21 protein-coding genes, 1 rRNA gene and 1 CRISPR repeat array are annotated in these 23,951 nt (G+C 39.9%); of the genes, 13 read left to right on the plus strand and 9 right to left on the minus strand.

Going from position 1 to position 23,951, the window contains the following annotated elements; genetic code table 11:
* Positions 1 to 78: 78 nt before the first annotated feature.
* Positions 79 to 2,445 carry a hypothetical protein gene (locus CAP51_RS16410; protein ID WP_087621826.1) on the minus strand — a complete coding sequence of 789 codons (2,367 nt, stop codon included), beginning with the start codon at positions 2,443 to 2,445 and terminating at the stop codon, positions 79 to 81.
* 270 nt (positions 2,446 to 2,715) lie between these two features.
* Here CAP51_RS16410 and CAP51_RS16415 point away from each other — a divergent pair, with 270 nt between their 5' ends.
* Entirely contained in the window at positions 2,716 to 4,539 is a 1,824-nt protein-coding gene (locus CAP51_RS16415; protein ID WP_087621827.1) for an acyl-CoA dehydrogenase C-terminal domain-containing protein, read from the plus strand.
* A 61-nt stretch (positions 4,540 to 4,600) separates the two neighbouring features.
* Here CAP51_RS16415 and CAP51_RS16420 read toward each other — a convergent pair whose 3' ends face one another.
* Together CAP51_RS16420 and CAP51_RS16425 are read right to left on the minus strand one after the other, a co-directional pair.
* Positions 4,601 to 5,749, minus strand: a complete 1,149-nt coding sequence (locus CAP51_RS16420; RefSeq protein ID WP_087621828.1) for an acetyltransferase domain-containing protein — start codon at positions 5,747 to 5,749, stop codon at positions 4,601 to 4,603.
* A gap of 81 nt (positions 5,750 to 5,830) precedes the next feature.
* Positions 5,831 to 6,685, minus strand: a complete 855-nt coding sequence (locus tag CAP51_RS16425; RefSeq protein ID WP_087621829.1) for a PHP domain-containing protein — start codon at positions 6,683 to 6,685, stop codon at positions 5,831 to 5,833.
* Between the two features lie 45 nt (positions 6,686 to 6,730).
* Between CAP51_RS16425 and CAP51_RS16430 the strand changes: the two genes are divergently transcribed.
* From CAP51_RS16430 to CAP51_RS16455, 5 genes are all read left to right on the plus strand, one after another.
* Positions 6,731 to 7,342, plus strand: a complete 612-nt coding sequence (locus tag CAP51_RS16430; protein WP_087621830.1) for a septation protein IspZ — start codon at positions 6,731 to 6,733, stop codon at positions 7,340 to 7,342.
* A gap of 11 nt (positions 7,343 to 7,353) precedes the next feature.
* Positions 7,354 to 7,659 carry a YciI family protein gene (locus CAP51_RS16435; RefSeq protein WP_087621831.1) on the plus strand — a complete coding sequence of 102 codons (306 nt, stop codon included), beginning with the start codon at positions 7,354 to 7,356 and terminating at the stop codon, positions 7,657 to 7,659.
* 3 nt (positions 7,660 to 7,662) lie between these two features.
* Positions 7,663 to 8,124, plus strand: coding sequence for an SH3 domain-containing protein (locus CAP51_RS16440; protein ID WP_087621832.1), 462 nt, complete (start codon positions 7,663 to 7,665; stop codon positions 8,122 to 8,124).
* Between the two features lie 27 nt (positions 8,125 to 8,151).
* Positions 8,152 to 10,023, plus strand: a complete 1,872-nt coding sequence (gene mnmC, locus CAP51_RS16445) for a bifunctional tRNA (5-methylaminomethyl-2-thiouridine)(34)-methyltransferase MnmC2/FAD-dependent 5-carboxymethylaminomethyl-2-thiouridine(34) oxidoreductase MnmC1 (RefSeq protein ID WP_087621833.1) — start codon at positions 8,152 to 8,154, stop codon at positions 10,021 to 10,023.
* A 361-nt stretch (positions 10,024 to 10,384) separates the two neighbouring features.
* Positions 10,385 to 10,795 (plus strand): DNA-binding protein, encoded by a 411-nt coding sequence (locus CAP51_RS16455; protein WP_087621835.1) that lies wholly within the window; start codon positions 10,385 to 10,387, stop codon positions 10,793 to 10,795.
* A 161-nt stretch (positions 10,796 to 10,956) separates the two neighbouring features.
* A CRISPR array of direct repeats spans positions 10,957 to 12,484; the repeat unit is 28 nt; unit sequence GTTCACGGTGGCATACACCACTTAGAAA.
* Positions 12,485 to 12,640: 156 nt separating this feature from the next.
* Here CAP51_RS16455 and CAP51_RS16460 read toward each other — a convergent pair.
* Positions 12,641 to 12,952, minus strand: coding sequence for a rhodanese-like domain-containing protein (locus CAP51_RS16460; RefSeq protein ID WP_087621836.1), 312 nt, complete (start codon positions 12,950 to 12,952; stop codon positions 12,641 to 12,643).
* Positions 12,953 to 13,042: 90 nt separating this feature from the next.
* Between CAP51_RS16460 and CAP51_RS16465 the strand changes: the two genes are divergently transcribed.
* From CAP51_RS16465 to CAP51_RS16485, 5 genes are all read left to right on the plus strand, one after another.
* A complete protein-coding gene (locus tag CAP51_RS16465; RefSeq protein ID WP_087621862.1) occupies positions 13,043 to 13,531 on the plus strand; it encodes a YajQ family cyclic di-GMP-binding protein in 489 nt (162 codons plus the stop codon).
* 16 nt (positions 13,532 to 13,547) lie between these two features.
* Entirely contained in the window at positions 13,548 to 14,042 is a 495-nt protein-coding gene (locus CAP51_RS16470) for a DUF4442 domain-containing protein (RefSeq protein WP_087621837.1), read from the plus strand.
* A 368-nt stretch (positions 14,043 to 14,410) separates the two neighbouring features.
* On the plus strand, positions 14,411 to 15,379 hold the full coding sequence (locus CAP51_RS16475) for a metal-dependent hydrolase (protein ID WP_087621838.1): 969 nt from the start codon (positions 14,411 to 14,413) through the stop codon (positions 15,377 to 15,379).
* Positions 15,380 to 15,421: 42 nt separating this feature from the next.
* Positions 15,422 to 16,252, plus strand: coding sequence for an SDR family NAD(P)-dependent oxidoreductase (locus CAP51_RS16480; RefSeq protein WP_087621839.1), 831 nt, complete (start codon positions 15,422 to 15,424; stop codon positions 16,250 to 16,252).
* An 18-nt stretch (positions 16,253 to 16,270) separates the two neighbouring features.
* Entirely contained in the window at positions 16,271 to 17,803 is a 1,533-nt protein-coding gene (locus CAP51_RS16485) for a flavin-containing monooxygenase (protein WP_245809190.1), read from the plus strand.
* 67 nt (positions 17,804 to 17,870) lie between these two features.
* Here the strand turns inward: CAP51_RS16485 and CAP51_RS16490 are convergent, their stop codons facing one another.
* Genes CAP51_RS16490 through CAP51_RS16500 form a run of 3 tightly spaced genes read right to left on the minus strand, consistent with a single transcriptional unit; the run spans position 17,871 to position 19,608 of the window.
* Positions 17,871 to 18,275 carry an acyl-CoA thioesterase gene (locus tag CAP51_RS16490; RefSeq protein WP_087621841.1) on the minus strand — a complete coding sequence of 135 codons (405 nt, stop codon included), beginning with the start codon at positions 18,273 to 18,275 and terminating at the stop codon, positions 17,871 to 17,873.
* Between the two features lie 8 nt (positions 18,276 to 18,283).
* Complete coding sequence (trxC, locus tag CAP51_RS16495; RefSeq protein WP_087621842.1) at positions 18,284 to 18,712, minus strand: thioredoxin TrxC; 429 nt, start codon at positions 18,710 to 18,712, stop codon at positions 18,284 to 18,286.
* Entirely contained in the window at positions 18,709 to 19,608 is a 900-nt protein-coding gene (locus CAP51_RS16500) for an alpha/beta hydrolase (protein ID WP_087621843.1), read from the minus strand. The genes trxC and CAP51_RS16500 overlap by 4 nt, the downstream gene beginning before the upstream one ends.
* Before the next feature lie 127 nt (positions 19,609 to 19,735).
* Here CAP51_RS16500 and CAP51_RS16505 point away from each other — a divergent pair, with 127 nt between their 5' ends.
* On the plus strand, positions 19,736 to 20,071 hold the full coding sequence (locus tag CAP51_RS16505) for a protein tyrosine phosphatase family protein (protein WP_087621844.1): 336 nt from the start codon (positions 19,736 to 19,738) through the stop codon (positions 20,069 to 20,071).
* 244 nt (positions 20,072 to 20,315) lie between these two features.
* Here CAP51_RS16505 and CAP51_RS16510 read toward each other — a convergent pair whose 3' ends face one another.
* Positions 20,316 to 22,247: an Ig-like domain-containing protein gene (locus tag CAP51_RS16510; protein WP_087621845.1), complete on the minus strand. Its 1,932-nt coding sequence runs from the start codon at positions 22,245 to 22,247 to the stop codon at positions 20,316 to 20,318.
* A 180-nt stretch (positions 22,248 to 22,427) separates the two neighbouring features.
* On the opposite strand from CAP51_RS16510, the gene CAP51_RS16515 reads away from it, so the two are divergent.
* Positions 22,428 to 23,801 carry a dihydrolipoyl dehydrogenase gene (locus CAP51_RS16515; protein WP_087621846.1) on the plus strand — a complete coding sequence of 458 codons (1,374 nt, stop codon included), beginning with the start codon at positions 22,428 to 22,430 and terminating at the stop codon, positions 23,799 to 23,801.
* A 67-nt stretch (positions 23,802 to 23,868) separates the two neighbouring features.
* On the opposite strand, the gene rrf is transcribed toward CAP51_RS16515, so the two are convergent.
* Positions 23,869 to 23,951 (minus strand): 5S ribosomal RNA (rrf, locus tag CAP51_RS17755); the annotation flags it as partial.

Genomic DNA, 23,951 nt, shown 5'->3' on the forward strand with positions numbered 1-23,951 from the left:
GCATCATAAAAAAACGACCCCGAAAATTGATCGTAACTTTCGGGGTCGCATTAAAAATCAGTCAATCAAAATAAAGCATTACTTTAAAAACAATTGATATATTTTACGGTAAATCGAAGAATCTAATTGATCAAGCTCTACCACAGTAAATGGGGTTAACAAATCACTGTCAATTTTCTGATTTTTTAGATCACCTTCGGCAATTTTACCCAGCGCCTGAATATATTCTACCAAACGCGGCTTTAATTGTGCTTTATCATCGTAACGATGTTTTTTGGCAAGCTCTTCTTGCATATAAAGCTGGCTAAAAATCTCGGCAGTAGATTTACCCTGTTTGTTAAGTTGCTGAAATGTTTTTAAAAGCTGGCTATTCTCCTGTTGTGTTGCAAACACTTTCCAGACTTTTTCTGCCACATATTCATCGTAGTAAGGCCATTCTTCAGGCGCATTTTCATATTCCTGATATTGCTTCTTGCTGTAAGGCAGGCCTTTTTCACTGGCATAATAAATTGCAGTCCAGTATGCCGTCTTATTTAAATCTGGTGCAGAGAACTCACCCTCGTCCAGATCAAGTCCATCGAGTAAATAGGCATATTTATAGACTGTTGTATAGGCATCAATAAAATTGACATTTTTTGCATTCAATTGCTCTACCAAAGCCTGATAACGCTCATCATTCGACCATGAAGTCGTGCTTTTTTCAGTCGCTGATCCTGTCTTGGGTTCCAGACTTTGCTGGAATTTACCAAACTTCTCACCGAGATTTAGTAAAGTATTCTGATTTGCTGCTTCCTTAAAGCTAACTGCCTGCTTTAACTGTTGTTGATCAACCTGGGCTGTGCCATAGTTAAAAATATTCATCTGCATTTTGGACGATACCGATTTAATTCCGATATCCTCAAGCCCAGCAAAACCAGCATCTACATCGATATGAACCAAGCGACCTTTTTGGTCTAACACCATATCCATAGTGTATTTTGCACCCTTTAACATATCAGCCGTGCCAAACTCATCTTTTACTAGCTTAATCAGTTCCTGATATGCATCTGGCTGTGCATTGATAATTTGTTTCAAGCGCTTTGCATCAACCAACTCACTGGATTTATAGGGTGCAAATTTTTGTAAAATCTGTTCACGCAGTTTTTGCTGTGCAGCCAATTTGCCATAACTTGAGGAATACTCTTCCTCTACAGCATCATTCCAATCCTTCTCTTGATCTGTTTCGGATTGCTGTATTGCAGCATACGATGACTCAGTAACGTTAGAAGAAGCGAGTGCATCAGCTGCGGCTTGCGCAGCGTCATCGGCGGCTTGACCCGCCGCTTCAGTTACATTCGAAGTTTTGCCTAATGGTGGTGTCACAGCAATCTGATTCTGGCTATTATTTGTTTGGCTATTTTCTTTTTGATAGTAGCGCTCATCAATCGCGATATATAATCGGTCAACTGCCTGATTTGCTAACTCCTGCTTGGTATAAGCACGATCTGTCAAAGTGCTTGCTGTATCCAGATTTTTTGTAGCTTTTAAAATTTTCTTTTGAAGGCTGATTTGATCGCCACTGATCAGATCATCAATTCCCAAATCATTCGCTAATTTATTATCTTTATTGGCAACAATGGTCTTCAGATAATCACTGTTCAAATAAAAATATAAATAGTAATCTGCCAATATATTTTCATAGCTGCCGACATAGCGAATCCGCTCAATCCCGCCTTGCTGTCGGTCTTGTGCAGTTAATTTGACCTGCTGATAATCTGTGGCATTTGCCAAGGCTGGTCCAACCAACATCCATTCACGTGCCAGCTGTAAAGCAGGTTTAAAATTTAGCTTGGAATTTTTGGCTAAATCGGCAAAATCAAAGACCACATAACGACCATCATATTGCGGATCAGTCACGATTGGAGACAACGCCGAAATATCGGCATAGGCTTTATATTGCTGAAAATCAACTGCCAGTGGCAGACTAATCCAAGCCTGTAAGTTTTTGGCAGTATAACCAAGTTTAGGATTCATACTCATCTGGCCACGCTTGAGGTCCACGACCCCATCAAATGAGTAGTAATAACGATCCATAAAAGATTTCATTAACGTAGCAAACTGTTTATCTTTTTTGCTGGATGATTTTGTCTTGTTAAATTTCTCCAGACCGTCTTGCAACACTGCTTGCTGCTCGGGATTAAATTTCTGCTGTGCAAAAATATCCTGTAATACTTTCTGACGCAGCAGATATTCTTCTGACTTGGTGGCATTGACGGCTTGGGAGGAAGTCGGCTCAAAATTAAAACTTACCTTACCATCAAAAGCATAACTTTGTTTTGAAAGCAACTGTTCATAGCCTTGATAAACTTTTTGATCAATTGCCAATGATGAATGCTGAACAGGCTGGGTTGCACAACCAAACAAACCCAATGCCATAATAGAAAATGCCAAAAAATTATATTTCATTACCAATACTCTTATGATGAGGATCGCTTGAATATTCATTACATCAATGTTCAATTAATCCTTTAACCAAACTTATAAAATTATCTTTTCCGGAATACGAAAAATGTCAAATAACCTAGGTATTCTATATGAATCAACCCATCTTTCGCATGGCGAATTCGCATTTCTGACATTTTTTTAGTAACAATCAATCAATGTCATTATGTGCCAAATATGAATAATGAAATGATTAATTCTGCTATCGAATTATGACTAATACGGGAAAACGCTATGCCAACATATAAAGCCCCTTTGCGTGATATTCGTTTCTTGATGAACGAAGTTTTAGATTACACCACACATTATCAAACACTCTCTAATGGTGATCTTGCCGACGCCGATACCATTGATATGATCCTCGAAGGTGCAGCAGATTTCTGTGAAAATGTGATCGCACCATTAAATCAGTCAGGTGATGCTGAAGGCTGTCATTGGGAAGACAGCAATGTCACCACGCCTAAAGGCTTTAAAGAAGCGTATGACATTTTTGTCCAAAGTGGCTGGCAAGGCCTTTCCTATCCGGTCGAGTTTGGTGGTCAAGGCTTGCCAATGTCGCTCAATCTGATCAAATCAGAAATGATGGGAACTGCCAACTGGTCATTTACCATGTATCCCGGTTTATCCATGGGATGTATGAATACCATTTTGCAATTCGGTACCGATGAGCAAAAACAGACCTATATGCCAAAACTGGTTGAAGGCACTTGGTCTGGTACGATGTGTTTAACCGAACCACAATGTGGTACCGATCTGGGACAGGTCAAAACCAAAGCAGAACCACAAGCTGATGGCACCTATAAAATTTCGGGTACAAAAATCTTTATTTCTGCCGGTGAGCATGACTTAACCGAAAATATCATTCATATCGTGCTGGCTCGTCTGCCGGATGCACCTGCGGGTACACGCGGGATTTCGTTATTTATCGTGCCAAAATTCATTCCGGCAACAGACGGTACAATCGGCGATCGCAACCCAGTATTCTGTGGTTCAATCGAACACAAAATGGGGATCCGTGCCTCTGCAACTGCGGTACTTAACTTTGAGGAAGCAACCGGTTATCTGATTGGTGAACCAAACAAAGGCTTACATGCCATGTTTACCTTTATGAATACCGCACGAATTGGTACAGCGGTACAAGGGATTGCCCATGCTGAATTATCCTTCCAAGGCGCTTTGCCTTATGCCAAGGAACGTATGTCGATGCGTGCCCTGTCTGGGAAAAAAGATCCGGATAAAGTTGCCGATGCCATCATTCATCATGCCGATGTCCGCCGCTTACTGTTAACACAAAAAGCCGTGGCCGAAGGTGGTCGTGCCATGATTTATCATGCTGCACAACTGGCAGACAAAATGACTGATGCCTTGCTCACTGGCGATAATGCTGCATTTGAAGCCTATGATGACAAACTCGGTTTCTATACCCCAATTCTTAAAGGCTTTCTGACCGAACTGGGTCTGGAATCTGCAAACAATGGTATGCAAGTCTTTGGTGGACATGGTTATATCAAAGAATGGGGCATGGAGCAAATCGCACGTGACGCACGTATTGCCACACTGTATGAAGGTACAACTGGCGTACAGGCACTGGATTTATTAGGACGTAAAGTATTACTGTCTTCCAAAGGCAAAGTAGTCCGTGAATACACTGCCGAAATCCTAAAATTCTGTGGTCGTCATGCCCGTAATAAATATATGCGCCGCTTTGTCTGGGATCTAACCAAGATCTGCGCACAGTGGAATACCTTGACCTTACGTATCATGCTAACTGCACGTAAAGATCGTGACATTGTATCCAGCGCATCAGTTGATTATCTGATGTTCTCAGGCTATGCCATGATGGCATATTTCTGGGCGCAACAAGCTGCCGTTGCTTCAGAAAAACTGGAAAAAGGCGATGGTAAGGAGGAAGTCGATTTCTACAAGGCAAAAATCAAAGTGGCTGATTTCTATTTTGACCGCTTGTTGCCTCGTACCCAAGGGCATGCCGAAGCCATGGTGAATCCATCGCGTGGCATCACCAGTTTAAAAGCAGAACATTTTAGTTTTGACTATTAATAGCCTCTGAAACAAAAAATAAAGGGCAATTCAATTGATTGCCCTTTATTATTTCAATTAATTAGAAGTATTTCAAAATTTTGATCTCTGGATGACTATGCTTATATTGTGAGAAAGCTTTCACCACCGGATATAACAAGACACAAAATATTGCAGTTAAAATCCATAATATGGCCACAGAAGAAACGCCAAAATATTCACCATAATTGTGACCAAACCACATCACGCAAATCACATAGAGAATTTTTAAGACATACAAATGCAATAAATAAAAGAACATCGGCACAGAGCCAAACACCACCAAAGGCTGCATAATTTTTAATTTGGAATAGCGATCAATTGCCACCAGAATCAATATACCCAATCCAATATTCCATAAAAGAAACAAAAGAGATGGTGGATATTTGGTTAAATTAAAAAAGCTCATCAAAGTCTGTTGCCATGTATTCATCTCTAACCATGGCTGATCACCATAAAAATTCAGCAATCTCAATACAATGAATAAAGCGATACTTCCCGAACCAATCATGATCAAATATTGATTGCGTTTGGCAGGTGCAATCTTCTGATTAAACAAATGTCCCAGCACATAGCCGAATAGAATCACTCCAATCCACGGCAATACAGGATAAGATGTACGAACTTTTAGATCTTCACCAAACTCAATCCAGCCCCGTTGATGTAGCACATGCCAGATGTTCTGTACAAACGGTTGAGAAAAGGTGATTTGATCCAGCAAATTATGACCAAAAATAATCAATAAAGACAAAGCAAGCTGGATACGTAAAGGCAGACCAATCAAACATGCCAAAGCCACCATACTCAGCCCAATAGCCCAGATCACTTGCAAATAAATCACTTGTGGTGGGAATTGTGCGGTCCATGCGAAATTGACCAGTGTTAACTCTAATACAATCAGAAATAAACCACGTTTTAATAAAAACTCACGAGTTTGCTGAAGATTCTGGCGTTTCTGTTGATAAAGATAGGCTGATAAACCCGTTAAAACAACGAAAATCGGTGCACATAAATGTGACAGCATCCGACTCCAGAACAATGCGGGTTCGGTATGGGCAATATCAACCGGATCAGACGCCTGATGGTATAAATAAAAGGTTTCACGCACATGATCAAGCATCATAAAAATAATGACCAATCCCCGCAAAGCATCAATCATTTGTAAACGTGAGGCAGTTTTCTCAATGGGCATAATCAAAATTTAGAATAAATGAAATGTTATATTATTTCATAAATATTGATGATTTACTTGAGAATCTTTCCTAATAAATCTCTAAAGTTCAAAAAACTCCCAAATCCCCTGTTGCCCATCTTTCAGTTTTGGTACATGACCCAAACTTAACCATGGCATATGTGCACCATGAAAATCACTGCCAATCGACACTTTAAGCTGATGTTGCTCCACCATTCGATCCAGCATTTGACGCGTCGATAATGGTGTATTGGCAGGTGGTAATTCAATGGCATCACCACCAGCAGCGGCAAATTGCTCAATCATATAACGAATGTTGGTGGCCGACAGATCGTATTTGGTTGGATGCGCCAGCACAGCAAAGCCCTGACTCTGATGAATAATCGCTATGGCATCTACCATTTCCACCCCCAGAAATGGTACATAAGCCGCTTTTCCTTCTTTAAGAAAACGATCAAATGCCTGTTGCGCTCGAGTCACCACATTGCGTTTTAATAAAACTTTTGCAATATGGCTACGCGTAATACGCTCATCATGTCCATCAACCAGCTCACGAATTTCAGGTAAAAAGTCGGTTTTGAGGATCTGTTGCAATTTTTCACAAATCAATAGCGCACGTTTGGCACGAAGCTGCTTTTGTTTGAGTAAAAGTTGCTGCATGGGTTCAAGGTTTTGCATATTTAAAGCAACGATATGTACAGCATGAGTCTTTTTAATACTGGGTCGATGCCAAAAGCTTGAGATTTCAACCCCTTGAATAAATTGAATGCCATGCAATGCAGCATGCTGTGCAGCCAGAACATTACCGTCTATCGTATCGTGATCGGTCAATGCTAGCGTCAGCAGTTGTTTTTCTCTCGCAAGTTCAATCAGTTCTACTGGCGATAGCTCACCATCAGAAAAATTGCTATGCATATGTAAATCGACACCGATCATGCTTTGTATTATGCTATCCCACCAAACTCATCACGCTACTGTAACATGAAAGCACTGCTAGATTACCTACCACTGATTATCTTCTTTTATTTTTATAAAACGACTGATCCAAAAGACAATCATCACCCATTATTACAACTGGTAGGCAGCGCAGGCAATGCTGATCAAAACCATATTTTAGTCGCCACCAGTGCATTATTGATCGCAACATTAATTGTGTATGGCTGTTTATTTATTTTTCAGAAATTCCGTCTGGAAAAAACCCAATGGTTTATCGTCATCATGTCACTGGTGTTTGGCGGGATTACGCTTGCTTTAAGTGATGTGACCTATATCAAACTCAAAGCCATTATCATTAATGTAGGTATAGGTATTGCATTCCTGTTAACCCCCTACTTCACCAAAGACAGACAACCCATCATCAAGAAATTGTTTGAATCAATTCTGCAATTCGATGATAAAGGCTGGATTCGTCTAAACTGGATTTGGTGCATACAATTCTTTATTCTGGCGGCGTTACATGGCTTCTTTGGCTTTGTGTATATGGACGGAAAATACTGGGGCGAATTCACTGCATTTGGTGATATTATATTTACCCTCAGTTATATTGCGATCATGTTTTTTTGTGTCCGCAAACACTTTAAATCTCCAGAATAAGAGACCTTGCCATGCCATTATTTGTTGTGCAATGTACCGACAATGACAATATTTTAGAAAAACGTATGGAAGTGCGACCACAGCACTTAAAGCGTTTGGATGTATTAAAGCAACAGGGACGATTAATTGTGGCAGGTCCCATGCCCAAAGATGCGGATGATACCAGCAAAGGTTTTTATGGCAGTGTAATTATTGTCGATTTTGACTCGCACGATGCGCTGGATCAATGGCTGGCAGATGAACCTTATGTACATGCAGGCGTATATAAAAGTGTGGATGTCAAACCGTTTATCAAAGTTTTTCCAAAGGATGAATAACGCATGTTAAAACATCATGCATTATTGTCCTTACTTTGTTGTATGGTGACATCTGCAAGCTGGGCAGTGACCGAACCTGCTACCACAACCAATGCAGCAGTAAAACCTAATCCTGTGGCGACAACAACCACACCGCCGACTTCTGCGCCGTTACGTCAGGGTAGTTCGGGGACTGCACCTGCCAATGTTTCTGCAACATTGGTTGATGTGCAACAAAAGCATAAACTTGAACTGGCACAACAACAAAAACGTCTGGAACTTCTGGAACAGGCCAATCAAAAAGCTTTGGCACAGAATCAGGAACTCCAGCTTAAAAACGACAATCTGAGTGTTCAGGTACAAGTTCTGCAAAGTGAACGCAGCGCCCAGATGTTTATTTATGGTGCCGTCACCTTTGGTATTGGTATCTTGGCAGGGATTGTGATTTATAGCATTTTATATACCCGTCGTCGCAGACAGTGGTAACAAACTCCTGCCTATACGTGCCAAATCATGACTGAAAAATTTCCTGCCATACAAACTGCCGAACTGGACTGGCAACAGGTTGATGGGGTGGATATCCCCCTATCACGGCAGTTTGGTGATGTCTATTTTTCCAAGGCCAATGGTTTACTGGAAACCCGGCATGTATTTTTAAATGGTAATGATTTAACCGAACGTCTGGCAAAACTGCAAGATCAACAATATTTTTCAATCGGTGAAACCGGTTTTGGTACAGGTCTGAACTTTCTGGCACTCTGGCAACTCTGGCAACAGGTTCGACCAGCGAATCGTAGCCATCTACATTTCATTAGCGTTGAGAAATATCCGCTTTCCTTGCCAGATTTAAAACATGCCCTAGGTGTCTGGACCGAGCTCAGACCTTTGGCAGATCAATTGATTGCCCAATATCCCCTTCCTCTGGCAGGTTGTCACCGGTTGTCATTCCCAGAAGAACGTATTTCTATTGACTTATGGTTAGGCGATGCAGCACAGACCTTTCCTTTGATCCAGTCAGCACAACCAGTGAATGCATGGTTTTTGGATGGCTTTGCCCCATCCTGCAATCCGGAACTTTGGCAAGAGCAGATTTTTAGTCATATCATGCGGCTTTCAGCTTTTGGCACCAGCTTTGCCTCATTTAGTGTGGCCGGTATATTAAAACGTGCATTACGAAGCTACGGGGTAACAATTCGTCGTCCCAAAGGTTTCGGTCATAAACGGGAAATGCTCAAAGCGATTTGGCAACATCAAAATGACGAAGATGGACAAAACCTGTTGGCTAGCACAATCGCAATACCCGAGATTGCACCACCACAGCATGTCAGCATTATTGGTGCAGGAATTGCAGGACTCAACTGTGCGTGGACATTGGCACAACGTGGTGTAGCAGTCACACTATTTGAAAAAGAACAGCCATTATCTGGTGGTTCTGGCAATCCACGGGCATTACTCAATCCAAAACTTTGCCCGATTGAGCAAGTCGCAACCCATTTAATGACTGTTAGCTGGCAATATGCTCTTAAGTTTTATCAACAATTTTCCGCATTTCAGGCAGTACAAATTTATCAATTACAAGACAAAAATATAGAACAGGTACAAACGCTAACACAGGATTATCCACAAGATATTTTATCCTGGCAAAATATCGCACAATCGCCATTACCAGCCAGTTTATTACATTATGCCGGAACACTTTCTCCCCATCAATTTGCCGAACAGGTACTGGCACATCCATTGATTGAATGGAAACAGGCTGACATTCAACACATTGAAACCACGGCGCATGGTTATCGTTTAATAGATCAAAACCAGCAGCATTATGATGTGACCCATGTCATTGCCTGTAATGCACTTGCCGTTAATCACCTATTTCCCGAACTGACTCAACTGAAACCTATTCGCGGGCAGGTGTCATGGTGTAAAGTCAAAACGCCTTTTACCACTGAGCAGATGCAGACAGGCTTTAGCTATGGCGGCTATGCCCTGCCATTAAGTTCCGATCAACTTGTTTTCGGTGCCTCATTCTTGCCACATCAAGCGTCAACAGAAATTACCCTGAGCGACCATCAACATAATTTACAGTTAATGCAACATGCATTGCCTGATTTGGTACAGCAGCTCGCTCCAATTGATCAATGGCAAGGACGTGCTTCGCTAAGAGCACAGACACCAGATTATTTTCCACTGGTCGGACCAATCAATGAAAATACTAAAAATCTGTATTGTCTGGCTGGGCTTGGTTCCAAAGGTTTTCTATTTGCGCCTTTATGTAGTGAAATAATTGTCAGTCAAATGCTTGGCGAAGCATTACCTGTACCTGCGATGCTGGCACATCAGCTTAGACCCAATCGTTTTAAGAAAAAGGTGAAAAAGAATCCCTAAACGCCTTAACTTTATATTTTAATTCACTATTTATTATCACTTTTAACATTAATCTTTTTTCATAAAATAATCATATACTTTTAACCGAAATTCGCAGGCAAGCAAGATACTGGAAATCACCATTAAAATACTACATATAAATATCATAAAATCCATATAGATAATTGAAAGAATAAGAAAAAAGATTGCCCCGAATAACAAAAGCCAAAAACATATTTCTAACACAAAACTTGCGATTTCCATTTTATCTCATCACTTTATTTTACAAAAAATCACCCTTATTACTAAATCATAGTTTATTTTAAAACTAAACTATAAGTAAAGTAAGTAAACTAAAAAATTAAACTTTTATTTTTAGTTAATGGAAAATGAAGATGCAAAAATGCAATTTGCGCAGCGACTTATTGCTGCAATGCAAGCCCAAGGTTATAAAGTGAAAGCTTCCGTTTTAGAACGGGAGTTTAATTTACGTTATTCTGGAAAACCCATCACGCTTCAAGGGGTAAGAAAATGGCTGATAGGTGAAGCTATTCCACCTGCGGATAAATTACTCACGCTTGCCAAATGGCTCAACCTTCCACCCGAAGAACTTGCTTTTGATAAAGATATCCAAAAAGCAATTCAACAACGAGAAGCCCACTGGCAAGAAGAAATTGGTTATAGAGATAAAGAAATCTTTGATGCTTTTATCAAGCTTCCTGCTTCACAAAAGAAAATTGTTCGAGAAGTGATTGTGGCATTTGCCAAAGCATATCAAACTAAAGATGACTAACTTTTATTCCTAGATCATTCTGTTAAAATAACCCAATATATTTTCACTCTTTAATAGCCCAATACAATCAACAAGTTAAAAATAATTCCAAAATCTTTGGTATTGTAAGTATTTTGGTGATAACTTGTTGTTATTCATTTTAATTTTTACTTTATTTTTATGTTCACGGTGGCATACACCACTTAGAAATCCACAAATTCACCATCTTCATCTAGTGTGTAGTTCACGGTGGCATACACCACTTAGAAAATGAAGCAATTCACCGGACAACGCCAAAAGCTGTTCACGGTGGCATACACCACTTAGAAATAACATCTTTTTCCAAGCCGTTGGGGTTGTTGGTTCACGGTGGCATACACCACTTAGAAAGCTTATTCGGTACCACGGTGGCAAATTCCGTAGTTCACGGTGGCATACACCACTTAGAAAGAAAAGCCAAGTATCATCTAACATTTGAAATAGTTCACGGTGGCATACACCACTTAGAAAAAAGCATAGTCAGTCGTTGTTCTGGGACATGAGTTCACGGTGGCATACACCACTTAGAAAATGGGTGAGTATCAATATCCCATGTGCATTTTGTTCACGGTGGCATACACCACTTAGAAAATTTAAATACATTTACCTTGCCAACAACGCTTGTTCACGGTGGCATACACCACTTAGAAAATTACCACGAGTTCCGCAAAACAATGTTTCATGTTCACGGTGGCATACACCACTTAGAAATGTGTTCCCGTGCGGAGCAGAACGAAATACTTGTTCACGGTGGCATATACCACTTAGAAATGTTTACACACTAATTGCATCACTCGGAAGTAGTTCACGATGGCATACACCACTTAGAAATGTTAGCAACAATCATACAGGCAAAGAAAAAGGTTCACGGTGGCATACACCACTTAGAAATTTTAGTTCCAACCAATATGACAACGGCAGAGGTTCACGGTGGCATACACCACTTAGAAAACAGACCTTTAAATTATTAATATTGCAATAATGTTCACGGTGGCATACACCACTTAGAAATAAGGCTTTGATGGTAGCAACTATCAATACTTGTTCACGGTGGCATACACCACTTAGAAATGAATAATTGTCCCATCCAAATATTTTTGAACGTTCACGGTGGCATACACCACTTAGAAATAAATTTGAACATGCTGAAACAGCTTTGTTAAGTTCACGGTGGCATACACCACTTAGAAATTGACACGAAACGAGCACATCATGATCTCAAAGTTCACGGTGGCATACACCACTTAGAAAGGGCAAGTCAAACGAACTGGTACAAGCGGTAAGTTCACGGTGGCATACACCACTTAGAAATGACTTTTGACCTGCTGTTCTGCTTTTGCTGCGTTCACGGTGGCATACACCGCTTAGAAAAAGACCGTCAATATTTTTAGTTTCAAATGCACGTTCACGGTGGCATACACCACTTAGAAAGTTTTAGAAGTGATATCATCAAAAAGGGCCCAGTTCACGGTGGCATACACCACTTAGAAAATCGTATTGAACACAACCAGCAAATTGAGGCAGTTCACGGTGGCATACACCACTTAGAAAATTATTGATTACAGATGTCCGTGATGGAATAAGTTCACGGTGGCATACACCGCTTAGAAAATGTTTGATTGTGCGATGTACAACTTTTTTATGTTCACGGTGGCATACACCGCTTAAAATTTAAATCAAACAACATTATCTAAAATATTTTGCTCACCATGCCCTTTAAACTTTAGGGTTCAAGGGTGATGAACATTTTTTATATGATTGGAATATCAACAATCCCCTGCCAAAATAAAAAAGTGCCACATCAGGGCACTTTTTTGAGCATCTCTATTAACTTTGTTCTAAAGTCATGCCTGCATCGCGTGCAGCTCGAGTTCCTCCCATTAAAATCACATACTCACGCTGCTCATCAATCTGATTTAACTGTTCTGCCGCTCGAGGTGCCTTGCTTCCTCCGCCACATAGAATATAAATTGTGGCATCAGTCGGCACTTGCTGTAAATTACTTTCGTTTAAGGTATCAATCGGACAATTGATTGCACCTTGAATATGTCCTTCGGCATAAGATTTTGGATCTCGTACATCCCAAATAACAGCACCTTCGGGAAATTCAAAGGTGGTGATTTCTTGCTTGCGGATCATTCTGCACTCCTTTGATCAAAACAGCACTTGGCAAAAATAGAAAACACCCTTAGCATCTCAATAATGTTTAGTGTTGTAAAGGTCTATATTATGCCATCGTTCGATATTGTGTCAGAACTTGAAGTTTTTGAAGTCAATCATGCCGTACAAAACACGCAAAAAGAAATTGCGACCCGTTTTGACTTCCGTGGTCAAGACGTGTCCATAGAATTAAATGAAAAAGCCAAGGAAATTAAAATCAGCACCGAAAGTGATTTCCAGTGTGAACAAGTCTATAACATGCTGGAAAATCATTTTTTTAAACGCAAGGTTGATGTTCAAGCACTCGATCCGCAAAAAGCAACGGCGTCGGGTAAACATGTGATTCAGGTGATTAAGCTTAAAGATGGACTTGACGCAGATACTGCAAAAAAAATTAATAAAGCCATTAAAGAAAGTGGAATTAAAGTGCAATCTTCCATTCAGGGCGATAAGATTCGGGTCACTGATAAAAAGCGTGATACCTTACAAAGTGTAATGGCATTTTTAAAAGAGCAGCAATTCGGTCTTCCCCTACAATTCAATAATTTTAAAGATTAATCGATTGAGGCAGACCATGGCAAAAGCAAACCGTTTATTTAAGGTGGTACAGGCAACGTATAAGCTCCCAAAAGCTTTACGTAGCACGATCTGGAGCAAAGCATTTGGTCGTATTGTCCCAATGGTGGGTACTGCCAATATCCGTTATCTTGAGGTCAGTCAGTCAAAAGTTGTGGTTCGGCTTGAAAACCAGCGCAATATGCAAAATCATATTAAAGGTGTACATGCTGCTGCCATGGCACTGCTTGCCGAAACTGCAACTGGTTTTGTAACCGGCTTAAATGTACCGGATGACCGAATTTTATTGATTAAATCCCTACATGTGGATTATCTGAAAGTGGCTAAAGGTGGCTTAATTGCCACCGCAACTTTAAGTGCCGAGCAACAACAGTTTATTCTGAATCAGGAAAAAGGCGATCTGGAAATTCCGGTGACAGTCATTGATGATTCCGGTGAATCACCAATTCAATGTCATATGGTTTGGGCTTGGTTACCCAAAAAACAAAAGTAGACATCATTTCCCTGCTTTAAATTCATGACGCTTCGATTTTCGAGGCGTTTTTTATTTTGTGAAAAATTGTCCTTACAGGACACCATTCTACAACAATGTCCTTTTACCACATGATGGCTTTCAATTTGTAAGTTTTTGCCAATTACTCTGTCTATTCTCGCCAAAGTCGCAGCACATTTCTTTACCTAGAATCAAAAGTAGATATATAAGCGGATCTAGCATCATTGACATATTCAGTGAAATTTATCTGTTTTAATCTTCAAAAATGCAATGGGCTAGACCTTGTTGCAGGAATAACTTAAGCAAACTTTTTTATGCTGAGGTTGATATTTTTTGTGATCTATCTTTATATTGAGAAGGTATTGATTATGGTTATTGCGACAGTCAAAAAAGCAGTTTCAGCGAAGCTTAAAGATAAAACGCTTAAGCAGATCCAGATTGCAAATCAAAAATCCCCAATTCCTATTCGCCATTTTAATTTTAAATTTGATCCGGAAAAACTGGATATCAAATTTTATATGCAAAAAGAATGGGCGACAGCCTATTTTGCAGCCTTATCAATTTTTCTGACCTATGGTGAAGAGCTGGTCATTGAAACAGCCCGTTATCATCGTGACATGATCCATGATCCGGTATTAAAACAACGTCTAACCAGCTTGATTGGACAAGAAGCCATTCATTCCAAATTGCATAATGAATATAACGACATCATGATCCCCAACAATATTCCGGTGCAATTTTATCGTTATCTGGCCGAACAGGTCTTTAACTATACTTTTTTGAAATTTCCCCAGCCCTTAAAATTATCATTAATGGCGGGCATCGAACATTTTACTGCGGTTTTGGCACAATACATGATGGAAAATGAAAGCAATTTTTTCCATTCCGATGACGAAAAGGCCCGTGCTTTATGGATGTGGCATATGCTGGAAGAATCCGAGCATAAGGATATTGCCTATGATGTTTATCAACTACTTTCTGCAAACTATCCATTAAGAGTCTTTGGATTTTTTCTGGCATTCATTACCTTGATGATCGGGGTAGGAAGCGGTGCAATGATGCTGCCCTTCCTGCGTGATCCACGCAATATGATAAATTTAAGTTTCTGGAAAGAAGCAAAAGAAAGCTGGTCACTGCTGTTTGGCCCCAAACGAGGTGTATTTGGTAGTAGCCTACCGCATATTTTCGATTATTTACGTTTCAGCTTTCATCCCAATGATCACGATACCACGGCCTATCTAGAATATTACAAGGACAGATTATTACATCCCGAAACTGGTCTGTTAACGCCTTATTTTGTGAAAGAATTTGTGCCGCCTGTTCGGGCAAGTGCATAAATGACCAATACACTTTAGAAATAAAAATAAGGATATAAAAACATGAACTTATTTGGCAAGAAAAAAAAGCTCAGCCATCACGCTTATGCTGTGGTCACAGGTGCAGGTAGCGGCATTGGTCGTAGCTTTGCACTACAACTGGCAAAACGTGGTGGCACAGTCATTTGTGCGGATATTGATTTAAATGCTGCTAACGACACCGTACAGCAAATTGAATCTCTGGGCGCAACTGCTTATGCCTATCAATGCGATGTGGCACAGGCCGATCAAGTACAAGCGCTAGCCGATCAGGCAGAACAAATCATGGGACATCCGGTCACACTGGTGATCAATAATGCCGGTGTCGGTTTAGGTGGAAAATTTGAAGAAATGCGTCTGGAAGATTGGCATTGGTGTTTGAATATCAACTTGTGGGGCGTAATTCATGGCTGTCACGCCTTTGTGCCCCAGCTCAAGAAAAATGGTTTTGGTGGCATTATTAATGTCGGTTCTGCGGCTTCTTATACTGCTGCGCCAGAAATGAGTGTGTATAACGTCAGTAAAGCAGGCGTGATGGCCCTGTCCGAAACATTGGCGGCAGAATTAAAGAAATATCAGATTCAGGTCAATGTGCTTTGTCCAACGCTTGTACCCACCAATATCATCAAGAACGGGCGGATTCCAGGACGCTATTCAAAACTGGCAGATCATGCCTTAATGAATTATGCCTTTACCACCAGTGATGCAGTCGCCAAACTCACTTTAGACCGCCTTGACAAAGGCGAGCTTTATACCATTCCACAAATGGATGCAAAATTATTTTGGTCAATGAAAAGAACTTCTCCAACGTTTTATAACAAATTCCTTGGTTTCTCTTACCAGTTTTTTAAGTAATTCTTCAGGTAAATGACGATGACAACAAGCAAAAAAGACAACTCCACACCTTCTCAAATTTATGATACGTTTATTGTTGGTGCAGGAATCTCCGGTATTGCCGCCGCATATCGTTTGGATCAGGCAAATCTATCTCACTACAAAATCATTGAAAAGGCGGATCGTGTTGGCGGAACCTGGCGTGACAATACTTATCCGGGCTGCGGTTGTGATGTACCTTCTGCATTATATTCCTATTCTTTTGCGCCCAATGCAAAATGGCAGCATTTATTTGCGAGGCAACCAGAAATTCTAAATTATCTGGAGCATGTCAGCCGTCAGTTTAATATTCAGGATAAAATTGTCTTTAATACCGAGCTTCTTGATGCCAATTGGAATGAACAACTGGCCTTATGGGAATTAAAAACCAGTACAGGCGATTATCAGGCAAAAACCGTGATTTTCGCGACCGGACCAATTACCGAAGCACAAATTCCAAAATTAGAAGGTCTTGATACCTTTAACGGCGAGATGTTCCATTCTGCACGCTGGAATCATGATTATGATCTAACGGACAAACGTATTGCAGTGATTGGTACAGGCGCATCCGCCATTCAATTTATTCCACAAATCCAGCCCAAAGCCAAAGCATTGTATGTCTTCCAGCGCACAGCACCATGGGTAGTGCCAAAGCCAGATCTACCACTGGGTGAGTTTAGTCAGTCAATGATTGCCAAGTATCCGGCCTTACAGCATAACTGGCGCAAAACAGTGGCACGTTCACTGAATGCCATTAATTTTGGATTACGGCATCCGATATTTTTAAAGCCAGTTAATCAATTGTTTAAACAAGTATTGAAATATCAAATCAATGATCCACAACTATTAAAAGATGTCACGCCCAACTTTACCATTGGCTGTAAGCGTTTATTGTTTGCAAACAACTATTACCCTGCACTGCAAGCAGAAAATACCACGTTGATTCCTCATGGTCTGGTTAAAGTTGAAAATAATGTAGTGATTGCAGCCAATGGTGAACGTCATGAAGTCGATGTCATCATCTGGGGTACAGGATTTGATGTATCACATCCCCCGATTGGCAAACGTGTTAAAGATGAAAAAGGTGAAATTCTGGCAGATCGCTGGAAAAACAGTTCTCCAGAAGCATATCTAGGCACAAGCCTTGCACATGTTCCCAATGCTTTTTTAATTTTGGGACCGAATGTATTGGTCTATGATTCCTTTATCGGACTTGCAGAAGCCCAACTCGATTATATTGTTGACGGTTTAACCCAGATGAAACAACAAGCCATACGCAAGTTCACCATCAAGGCTGATGTGCTTGCACAACATAATCAACTGATCCAGCAACACCTGCAAAGCACCGTGTTTAATAGTGGTGGCTGTAAAAGCTATTATCTGGATCAAAACGGGCGTAATTTTGCTGCTTGGCCATGGTCATTAAAAACGCTGAAACAACGTTTGTCCAAGTTTAACCTCGATGATTATGATGTGATTTATCAAAAAGATGGCAAAATGCAAAAAGATCAGACGCTAAAAACTGCCTCTTAATCTACAATAAAAAACACCTGTTTCAACACATACAAGATGAAACAGGTGCAATCTTCACAGATAAAAATTACTTAATTTGATATTCAGCTTTGACATCGTCAGGAATTTGACGTTTTTTACCTTCTGCATCAACAGCAACAAAGGTGAAAATACCTTCAGTTACTTTTTTGGGAAATTCACGCTGATTACTCTTACTCCACACCTCAATATGAACCTGCATAGAGCTATTGCCCACTTTCACAATCTCGGTATAACAGGAAATCACATCTCCAATCTTCACCGGAACCATAAAAGTCATTTCATGAATTGAAATGGTTGCACAACGCCCACGACTAATACGCTCTGAATGAATGGCACCCGCCAGATCCATTTGTGATACCAACCATCCACCAAAAATATCTCCGCTCCAATTGGCATCTGCTGGCATGGCAATCGTCTGTAAAGAAAGATTACCTCTTGGCTCTGCGACCATATTAACTCCTACTTCTGAATCTTATGTTGATGTAGCCATGATTCTAACTGTGTCGCATTCATTGCACCAGCAATTCGACCTAGCTGAGTCGTCTGTTTGAATAAAATTAAACTCGGAATGCTGCGAATTTGAAAAAATTGACTAAGTTTTGGAGAAACTTCTGTATCCACCTTGGCAAACTGCACTGTTTTATATTGTGCAGCCAAACGTTCAAATACTGGTGCCATTGCCTTACACGGACCACACCATTCTGCCCAAAAATCAACAAATACCGGGATTTCAGTATTCGGGACAAAATGCATGAAATTATCATCATTGAGTGCAATCGGATGCGCCGACCATAAATCCTGATCACATTGCCCACATTGTGCTTCTGCAACTGGCACATCAGCAGGCAAATTATTTTTTTTCATACAATGCGGACATACAACTATCATGACTCAACTCCTATATGTTGATGCAAAAAATCAATCTGCATCGAAATATTTTTTTCAAACCATTGCCCATGATACACATCAAAATGTCCCACCGGAAACTCATGATACTGTACAAATGGTGCAAGATTGGTAACACATAAGCGCGTTATCTCTATCGGCACGATTTGATCCTGCGTCACCCCAAGTAAAAACACGGGTACCGTGATTTTGCGTACGGTTAATATTGGCCGATAACGTGACAAGCTAAACATGATACGTGCCGGAATTTCTTCGATACGTTCTACATGCTGTGGCACAATACTTAAAAAGCCAGAATAACTATCAGCAGAAGCAAAACAACGAATCCCCGACTCGGCAATCACTGCAATGGTATGCGGTTCCAATCCCAACTGTTTACTCATAAAATCTTTTGCCACGATGCTAGACAATCGGGTTAAATATTTTTTGGGATAAATCTTTAGACTCTCTTGTCCATCGATATAGGGAACCTGTGTAATCACAGCCTGTACATATTTATACTGCGGCGCAAGACTAAGGACGTGTCCACCACTTAATGAAGTGCCCCATAAAACCACTTTTCTGGTATTAATATCCCGTCGTTTTTGTAATTGTAATAATACATTTTCCCAATCCTGTAACTGTTGCCGTATCGATACCAAACCTCTGGGCTTGCCTGTACTCCCACCAAAATTTCGATAATCAAATACCACAACAGCATAACCTGCCTGTGCAAATCGTTTGGCAAAAACCGCCAAACCAAAACTTCGCTCTGCGGCCAAACCATGTGCCATCACAATCACAGCAGGTGTTTTTAATAATTTGGGTCGATAAAAATCGGCAGCGATAATTTCCTGTTCACTTTGAAAATATAAAGGCTCCATCGTATAACTAAACACTTAAGCACTTCCTTTATCTTAATTTTTATTACCAAAAAATTCATCATCTGCTATAAAAATCCATCTTTATAAAGCAGATTGTAGTGTTATCATACCCTTATTAAATGTACGATTAAAGGAAATTATGATGGAACAACATGTTGGATTTGCAGGTCAAATTTCGCCAGAACAAATTCCGCAAGTGGTTGAAAAAGGCTTTAAATCTGTAATTAATAATCGCCCTGATCTAGAGGGCGGTACCGAGCAACCAACCTCTGCACAAATCGAAGAAGCTGCACGTAAAGCAGGCTTGGACTATGTCTATCAACCGGTTGTTTCAGGTCAGATCACCGAACTCGACGTCCGAACTTTTGCCAATCATTTTAATGAACTACCCAAGCCCATTTTAATGTTCTGCCGTACCGGCAATCGTTCCAATAATCTATATCAGTTGGCAAAACAGATGGATTTGCTGGACGACTAGTCAAAATTATTCATACAAAAATAAACAGCACAAATCTATAAAAACAATTTGTGCTGCCCTATGATTTTGCTTTATTTCTTTGGTCAAAAATCAAATGTTAAAATTTCTCCTGATCAGCCTGTGTATTGTTTCTATTGTAGGCTGCCAATCTATGCAATTCCGCCCAACAGCGACTGTCAGTGTTGGTACAGCATTATAATAAGAATAAAAAAACAGCACCGAAGTGCTGTTCTATTGATGATTTCTATTTATAGTTTACATATTCATTCGATATTTTTCCATTCGGAGCTGTTACAGTTATTTTAAAACTATCACCTACAGCACATCCTGTTAATTTATATGCATAATAGGTACTTGATGCAATATTCGCAACTGGTGTACTACCAGAAGATAGCTCTGCCGAACAAGTTAGATTATTACTACTTGTTCCATCTGTTGGCGTTACAGCAACTGTAGTTCCAGATGGCATAGGTATTGTTAGACTGCTGTTACCATAAAGATTAAAGCTCAATAGTGAACCGCTGGCTGAAGCATCTGGAATCGTTGCCGTACTTGATGCAAAATATATAACAACTTGTCTGCGTAAAATAGCAGCTAATTGATCATCACAAGTGCCCGCAATATTTGGTTGTGTAAATGTTGATGCTGCACAATCCTGACTATTACCTAATAAAACCCGATCGTATTTAAATTCACCATTAGCACTATCATATGTATTGTTTTCATTATCATCACGGAAAAAACTACCAATATTACTAGTTAGTTTATCTGTACCTATAGTATAAGTATTATCACCATTTACATCAGTATAAGATTTATCACCTTCTACATAAGCCAGTACACTCACACGACCATCAGCAGGACGAGGATTTTGGGTACGTATCGTTACCGAACATTGACCATTGCTGGTCGAACATGAACCATCTACTTTTCCACCTTCTGTAACAAAGTTAACTACGGTACCATCAGGAACACTATTTCCATTTCGATCAGCTAACATTGCTGTAATCGTCGCAGTATCCCCATCAATATCTGTCTGTAATGAATTTTTAGATACAGATAAGCTAAAACTATTTTGAGTGGCACGGCCTGTTGTTATTGTTACATTTTTAGATAATGCACTGAAACCACTTGTCAATGTTGCTTCAACCTCTACAGGGCCAGGCGTATTTCCCGGATATAAATTTACAATAACTTTTCCTGCACTATTACTTTTTACAATTTTGTTTGCAGTATTTCCTTCAGTGATAAAGCTAAACCCTCTTGGTGCATTTTTTATACTTAATGTTACGTCCTGATTTGCAAGTGCTGTACCATTTGAATAAACAATAAATTCAATCTGACCAGTAGACGAAGAACCACTACCTTTAATTGCCAATTTTATTTCGTCTGTAGTAGTATAAACAATCGAGGTTGCTGTTGCTGTTTCTATTGTAACGGATGCAGTTTGTGTATTAGATGTACTTGTCACTGGTGTTGCTGTAATTGTTTGTGAACCACTACATAACTTCCCCTCTGCATCATACGCATAATACGTAGTAGCCACATTCCCTTCACTTGAAGAAACCAAACTGGCATCACTAAAGCTACCACATGTTGTTGTAAAATTTACAGTCTGACCGTTTTGATAATTTCCATCAGTATCATTTATTACAAGACTTAATAGTGTAGATCCACCAGACTCAAGTGTTGAGCTTGCTAAGGTTAAATTTGAAATGACAATATCTGTTTTGCTAAACTCTACATTTGCAGTATTGGTATTCGTCGTTCCATCATACGATGCTGATGCAGTTAAAACATAAGCACCCGTTACTGTGGAATCTGTGGGGGTGATTCCAATCGTTGCAACCCCATCAACATTTGTTACAACTGAACCATTAGTTGTACTAAATGTCATATTATCGCCAGAAAATGTAACTATAGCGCCACTAATTGGCGCACCACTCGCATTTTTAACTGTTACTGTTGCTGTAACACCAGATGTTGAAACTGTGGTTACTATTTTGCCGCTGCTGTCTGTCAACGTAATATTCGAAACATTTACCGAAGAGCTTGTTGAACTACTATCTGTAGAGGTTGAAGAGTTGTCACCATAGTATCCGCCGCCACCGCCACAACCAGCTAAGGCAAGTGAAGCCGCCAATGCTGTAATTTTTAAAATATTACTATCAATCATCTTTTACCCCAATATTTCCTTTAATTAAACAGTCTATTTTCAGATTTCTTTAACAATTCCGTTAAGATATTAATCTATAATTACAAACTATAACATTATAAGTAATTAAACTATTTTTTTAAGCATAAATCTAGTCAAGATAATACTATTCTACAAGGGAATTAAAATATGAGTTTTAATATGTACGACATCATCATCATTGGTGCAGGAACAGCGGGTATTAGTGCCTATAAAGCAGCCATAAAACATACTCAAAACATTTTAATTATTAACGATGGTGCTTGGGATACCACTTGTGCCCGTGTTGGCTGTATGCCCAGCAAAGTCATGATTTCAACAGCAAATCGCCTTTATGATGCAGAGCATGCAAACCAAGTCGGTCTGAATTTAAAGATTCATGCCGACACAACTTTAGTTATGACACATTTACGTAAATTAAGGGATCGTTTTACCACAGCAACATTAAAAGAAGTAAATCACTGGGATGAGCAACATAAAATTTCTGGAAAGGCCAGTTTTATCAATCAAAATACAATCGAGGTGAATGGAAAACAATATCAAGCCAAGAGTTTTATTCTTGCAGTCGGTTCCACACCAAATTTCGATCAGGACTGGAAAAAACAATTAAAACATCACTTAATCACTACTGATCAAATTTTCGAACTTGAAACATTACCACAATCTATTGCCGTGATTGGAAGTGGAATTATCGCCATTGAACTAGCTCAAGCCTTCCATCGTCTAGGTGTAAAAACCACAATCTTTGCACGAAGTCGTAAGGTTGGATCACTATCATCACCAGATTTACAGCAACTTGCCCAACAAGAGTTAGGGCAAGAACTAGATATTTTATTTGAAACATTGCCGCAACATGTAACACTTGAGAATGATCAGGTTAAAATTGAATATCGAGTTGATCAAGAACTCAAAACGCTTTATGTGGATTATATATTAAGTGCCACAGGCCGCTCTTCTTTGTTAAACACTCTGGATCTGCAAAAAATTAACCCTGCCTTTGAAAATCTTAAAGACCTACCTCTTAACACTCACACCAAACAGTTAGCAGATTTACCTATCTTTATTGTTGGCGATGCACTCACCCTAACGCCATTACAGCATGAAGCCGCACATGAAGGAAAAATGGCTGTGCATAACTGCTTGCATTATCCACATGTTGAAAAGATTAAAGCCCTTACGCCTTTAAGTATCGTCTTTAGCGCCCCCGAAATGGCAATTGTAGGACAGTCTTATCAACAACTCAAAAAAGAGAATAAAGATTTTGTTACTGGCTTTGTTTCTTATGAAAAACAAGGACGTGCTTTGGTACTTGGCAAAAATAAAGGAGCTATAGAAGTGTATATTGATCATGTGACTCAAAAATTACTCGGCGCAGAGTTATTTGTTGAACATGCAGAACATCTCGCCCATTTACTTAGCTGGATGATTGCTAAAGATGCCACTTTATCCGATTTATTAGCACAGCCTTATTATCACCCGACGTTGGAAGAAGGCCTAAGAACTGCATTTAAGCATGCACGCCGGCAACTCTCTTAATAAAACGCGAATTTAAGCGCAGACTAAAAAAAACCCCCAAGCATCAGCTTGGGGGTTTTGAATAATGAGCTGGCGATGACTTACTCTCACATGGGTAACCCCACACTACCATCAGCGCGAAGAGGTTTCACTTCTGAGTTCGGGAAGGGA

Source organism: Acinetobacter populi, assembly GCF_002174125.1.
GTDB classification, from domain to species: domain Bacteria; phylum Pseudomonadota; class Gammaproteobacteria; order Pseudomonadales; family Moraxellaceae; genus Acinetobacter; species Acinetobacter populi.

What these genes read in the sequence shown, in the direction of transcription:
- CAP51_RS16410 (WP_087621826.1), bottom strand. Translation starts at nt 2,445, where the DNA reads ATGAAATATAATTTTTTGGCATTTTCTATTATGGCATTGGGTTTGTTT.
- CAP51_RS16415 (WP_087621827.1), top strand. Translation starts at nt 2,716, where the DNA reads ATGCCAACATATAAAGCCCCTTTGCGTGATATTCGTTTCTTGATGAAC.
- CAP51_RS16420 (WP_087621828.1), bottom strand. Translation starts at nt 5,749, where the DNA reads ATGCCCATTGAGAAAACTGCCTCACGTTTACAAATGATTGATGCTTTG.
- CAP51_RS16425 (WP_087621829.1), bottom strand. Translation starts at nt 6,685, where the DNA reads ATGATCGGTGTCGATTTACATATGCATAGCAATTTTTCTGATGGTGAG.
- CAP51_RS16430 (WP_087621830.1), top strand. Translation starts at nt 6,731, where the DNA reads ATGAAAGCACTGCTAGATTACCTACCACTGATTATCTTCTTTTATTTT.
- CAP51_RS16435 (WP_087621831.1), top strand. Translation starts at nt 7,354, where the DNA reads ATGCCATTATTTGTTGTGCAATGTACCGACAATGACAATATTTTAGAA.
- CAP51_RS16440 (WP_087621832.1), top strand. Translation starts at nt 7,663, where the DNA reads ATGTTAAAACATCATGCATTATTGTCCTTACTTTGTTGTATGGTGACA.
- mnmC (WP_087621833.1), top strand. Translation starts at nt 8,152, where the DNA reads ATGACTGAAAAATTTCCTGCCATACAAACTGCCGAACTGGACTGGCAA.
- CAP51_RS16455 (WP_087621835.1), top strand. Translation starts at nt 10,385, where the DNA reads ATGGAAAATGAAGATGCAAAAATGCAATTTGCGCAGCGACTTATTGCT.
- CAP51_RS16460 (WP_087621836.1), bottom strand. Translation starts at nt 12,952, where the DNA reads ATGATCCGCAAGCAAGAAATCACCACCTTTGAATTTCCCGAAGGTGCT.
- CAP51_RS16465 (WP_087621862.1), top strand. Translation starts at nt 13,043, where the DNA reads ATGCCATCGTTCGATATTGTGTCAGAACTTGAAGTTTTTGAAGTCAAT.
- CAP51_RS16470 (WP_087621837.1), top strand. Translation starts at nt 13,548, where the DNA reads ATGGCAAAAGCAAACCGTTTATTTAAGGTGGTACAGGCAACGTATAAG.
- CAP51_RS16475 (WP_087621838.1), top strand. Translation starts at nt 14,411, where the DNA reads ATGGTTATTGCGACAGTCAAAAAAGCAGTTTCAGCGAAGCTTAAAGAT.
- CAP51_RS16480 (WP_087621839.1), top strand. Translation starts at nt 15,422, where the DNA reads ATGAACTTATTTGGCAAGAAAAAAAAGCTCAGCCATCACGCTTATGCT.
- CAP51_RS16485 (WP_245809190.1), top strand. Translation starts at nt 16,271, where the DNA reads ATGACAACAAGCAAAAAAGACAACTCCACACCTTCTCAAATTTATGAT.
- CAP51_RS16490 (WP_087621841.1), bottom strand. Translation starts at nt 18,275, where the DNA reads ATGGTCGCAGAGCCAAGAGGTAATCTTTCTTTACAGACGATTGCCATG.
- trxC (WP_087621842.1), bottom strand. Translation starts at nt 18,712, where the DNA reads ATGATAGTTGTATGTCCGCATTGTATGAAAAAAAATAATTTGCCTGCT.
- CAP51_RS16505 (WP_087621844.1), top strand. Translation starts at nt 19,736, where the DNA reads ATGGAACAACATGTTGGATTTGCAGGTCAAATTTCGCCAGAACAAATT.
- CAP51_RS16510 (WP_087621845.1), bottom strand. Translation starts at nt 22,247, where the DNA reads ATGATTGATAGTAATATTTTAAAAATTACAGCATTGGCGGCTTCACTT.
- CAP51_RS16515 (WP_087621846.1), top strand. Translation starts at nt 22,428, where the DNA reads ATGTACGACATCATCATCATTGGTGCAGGAACAGCGGGTATTAGTGCC.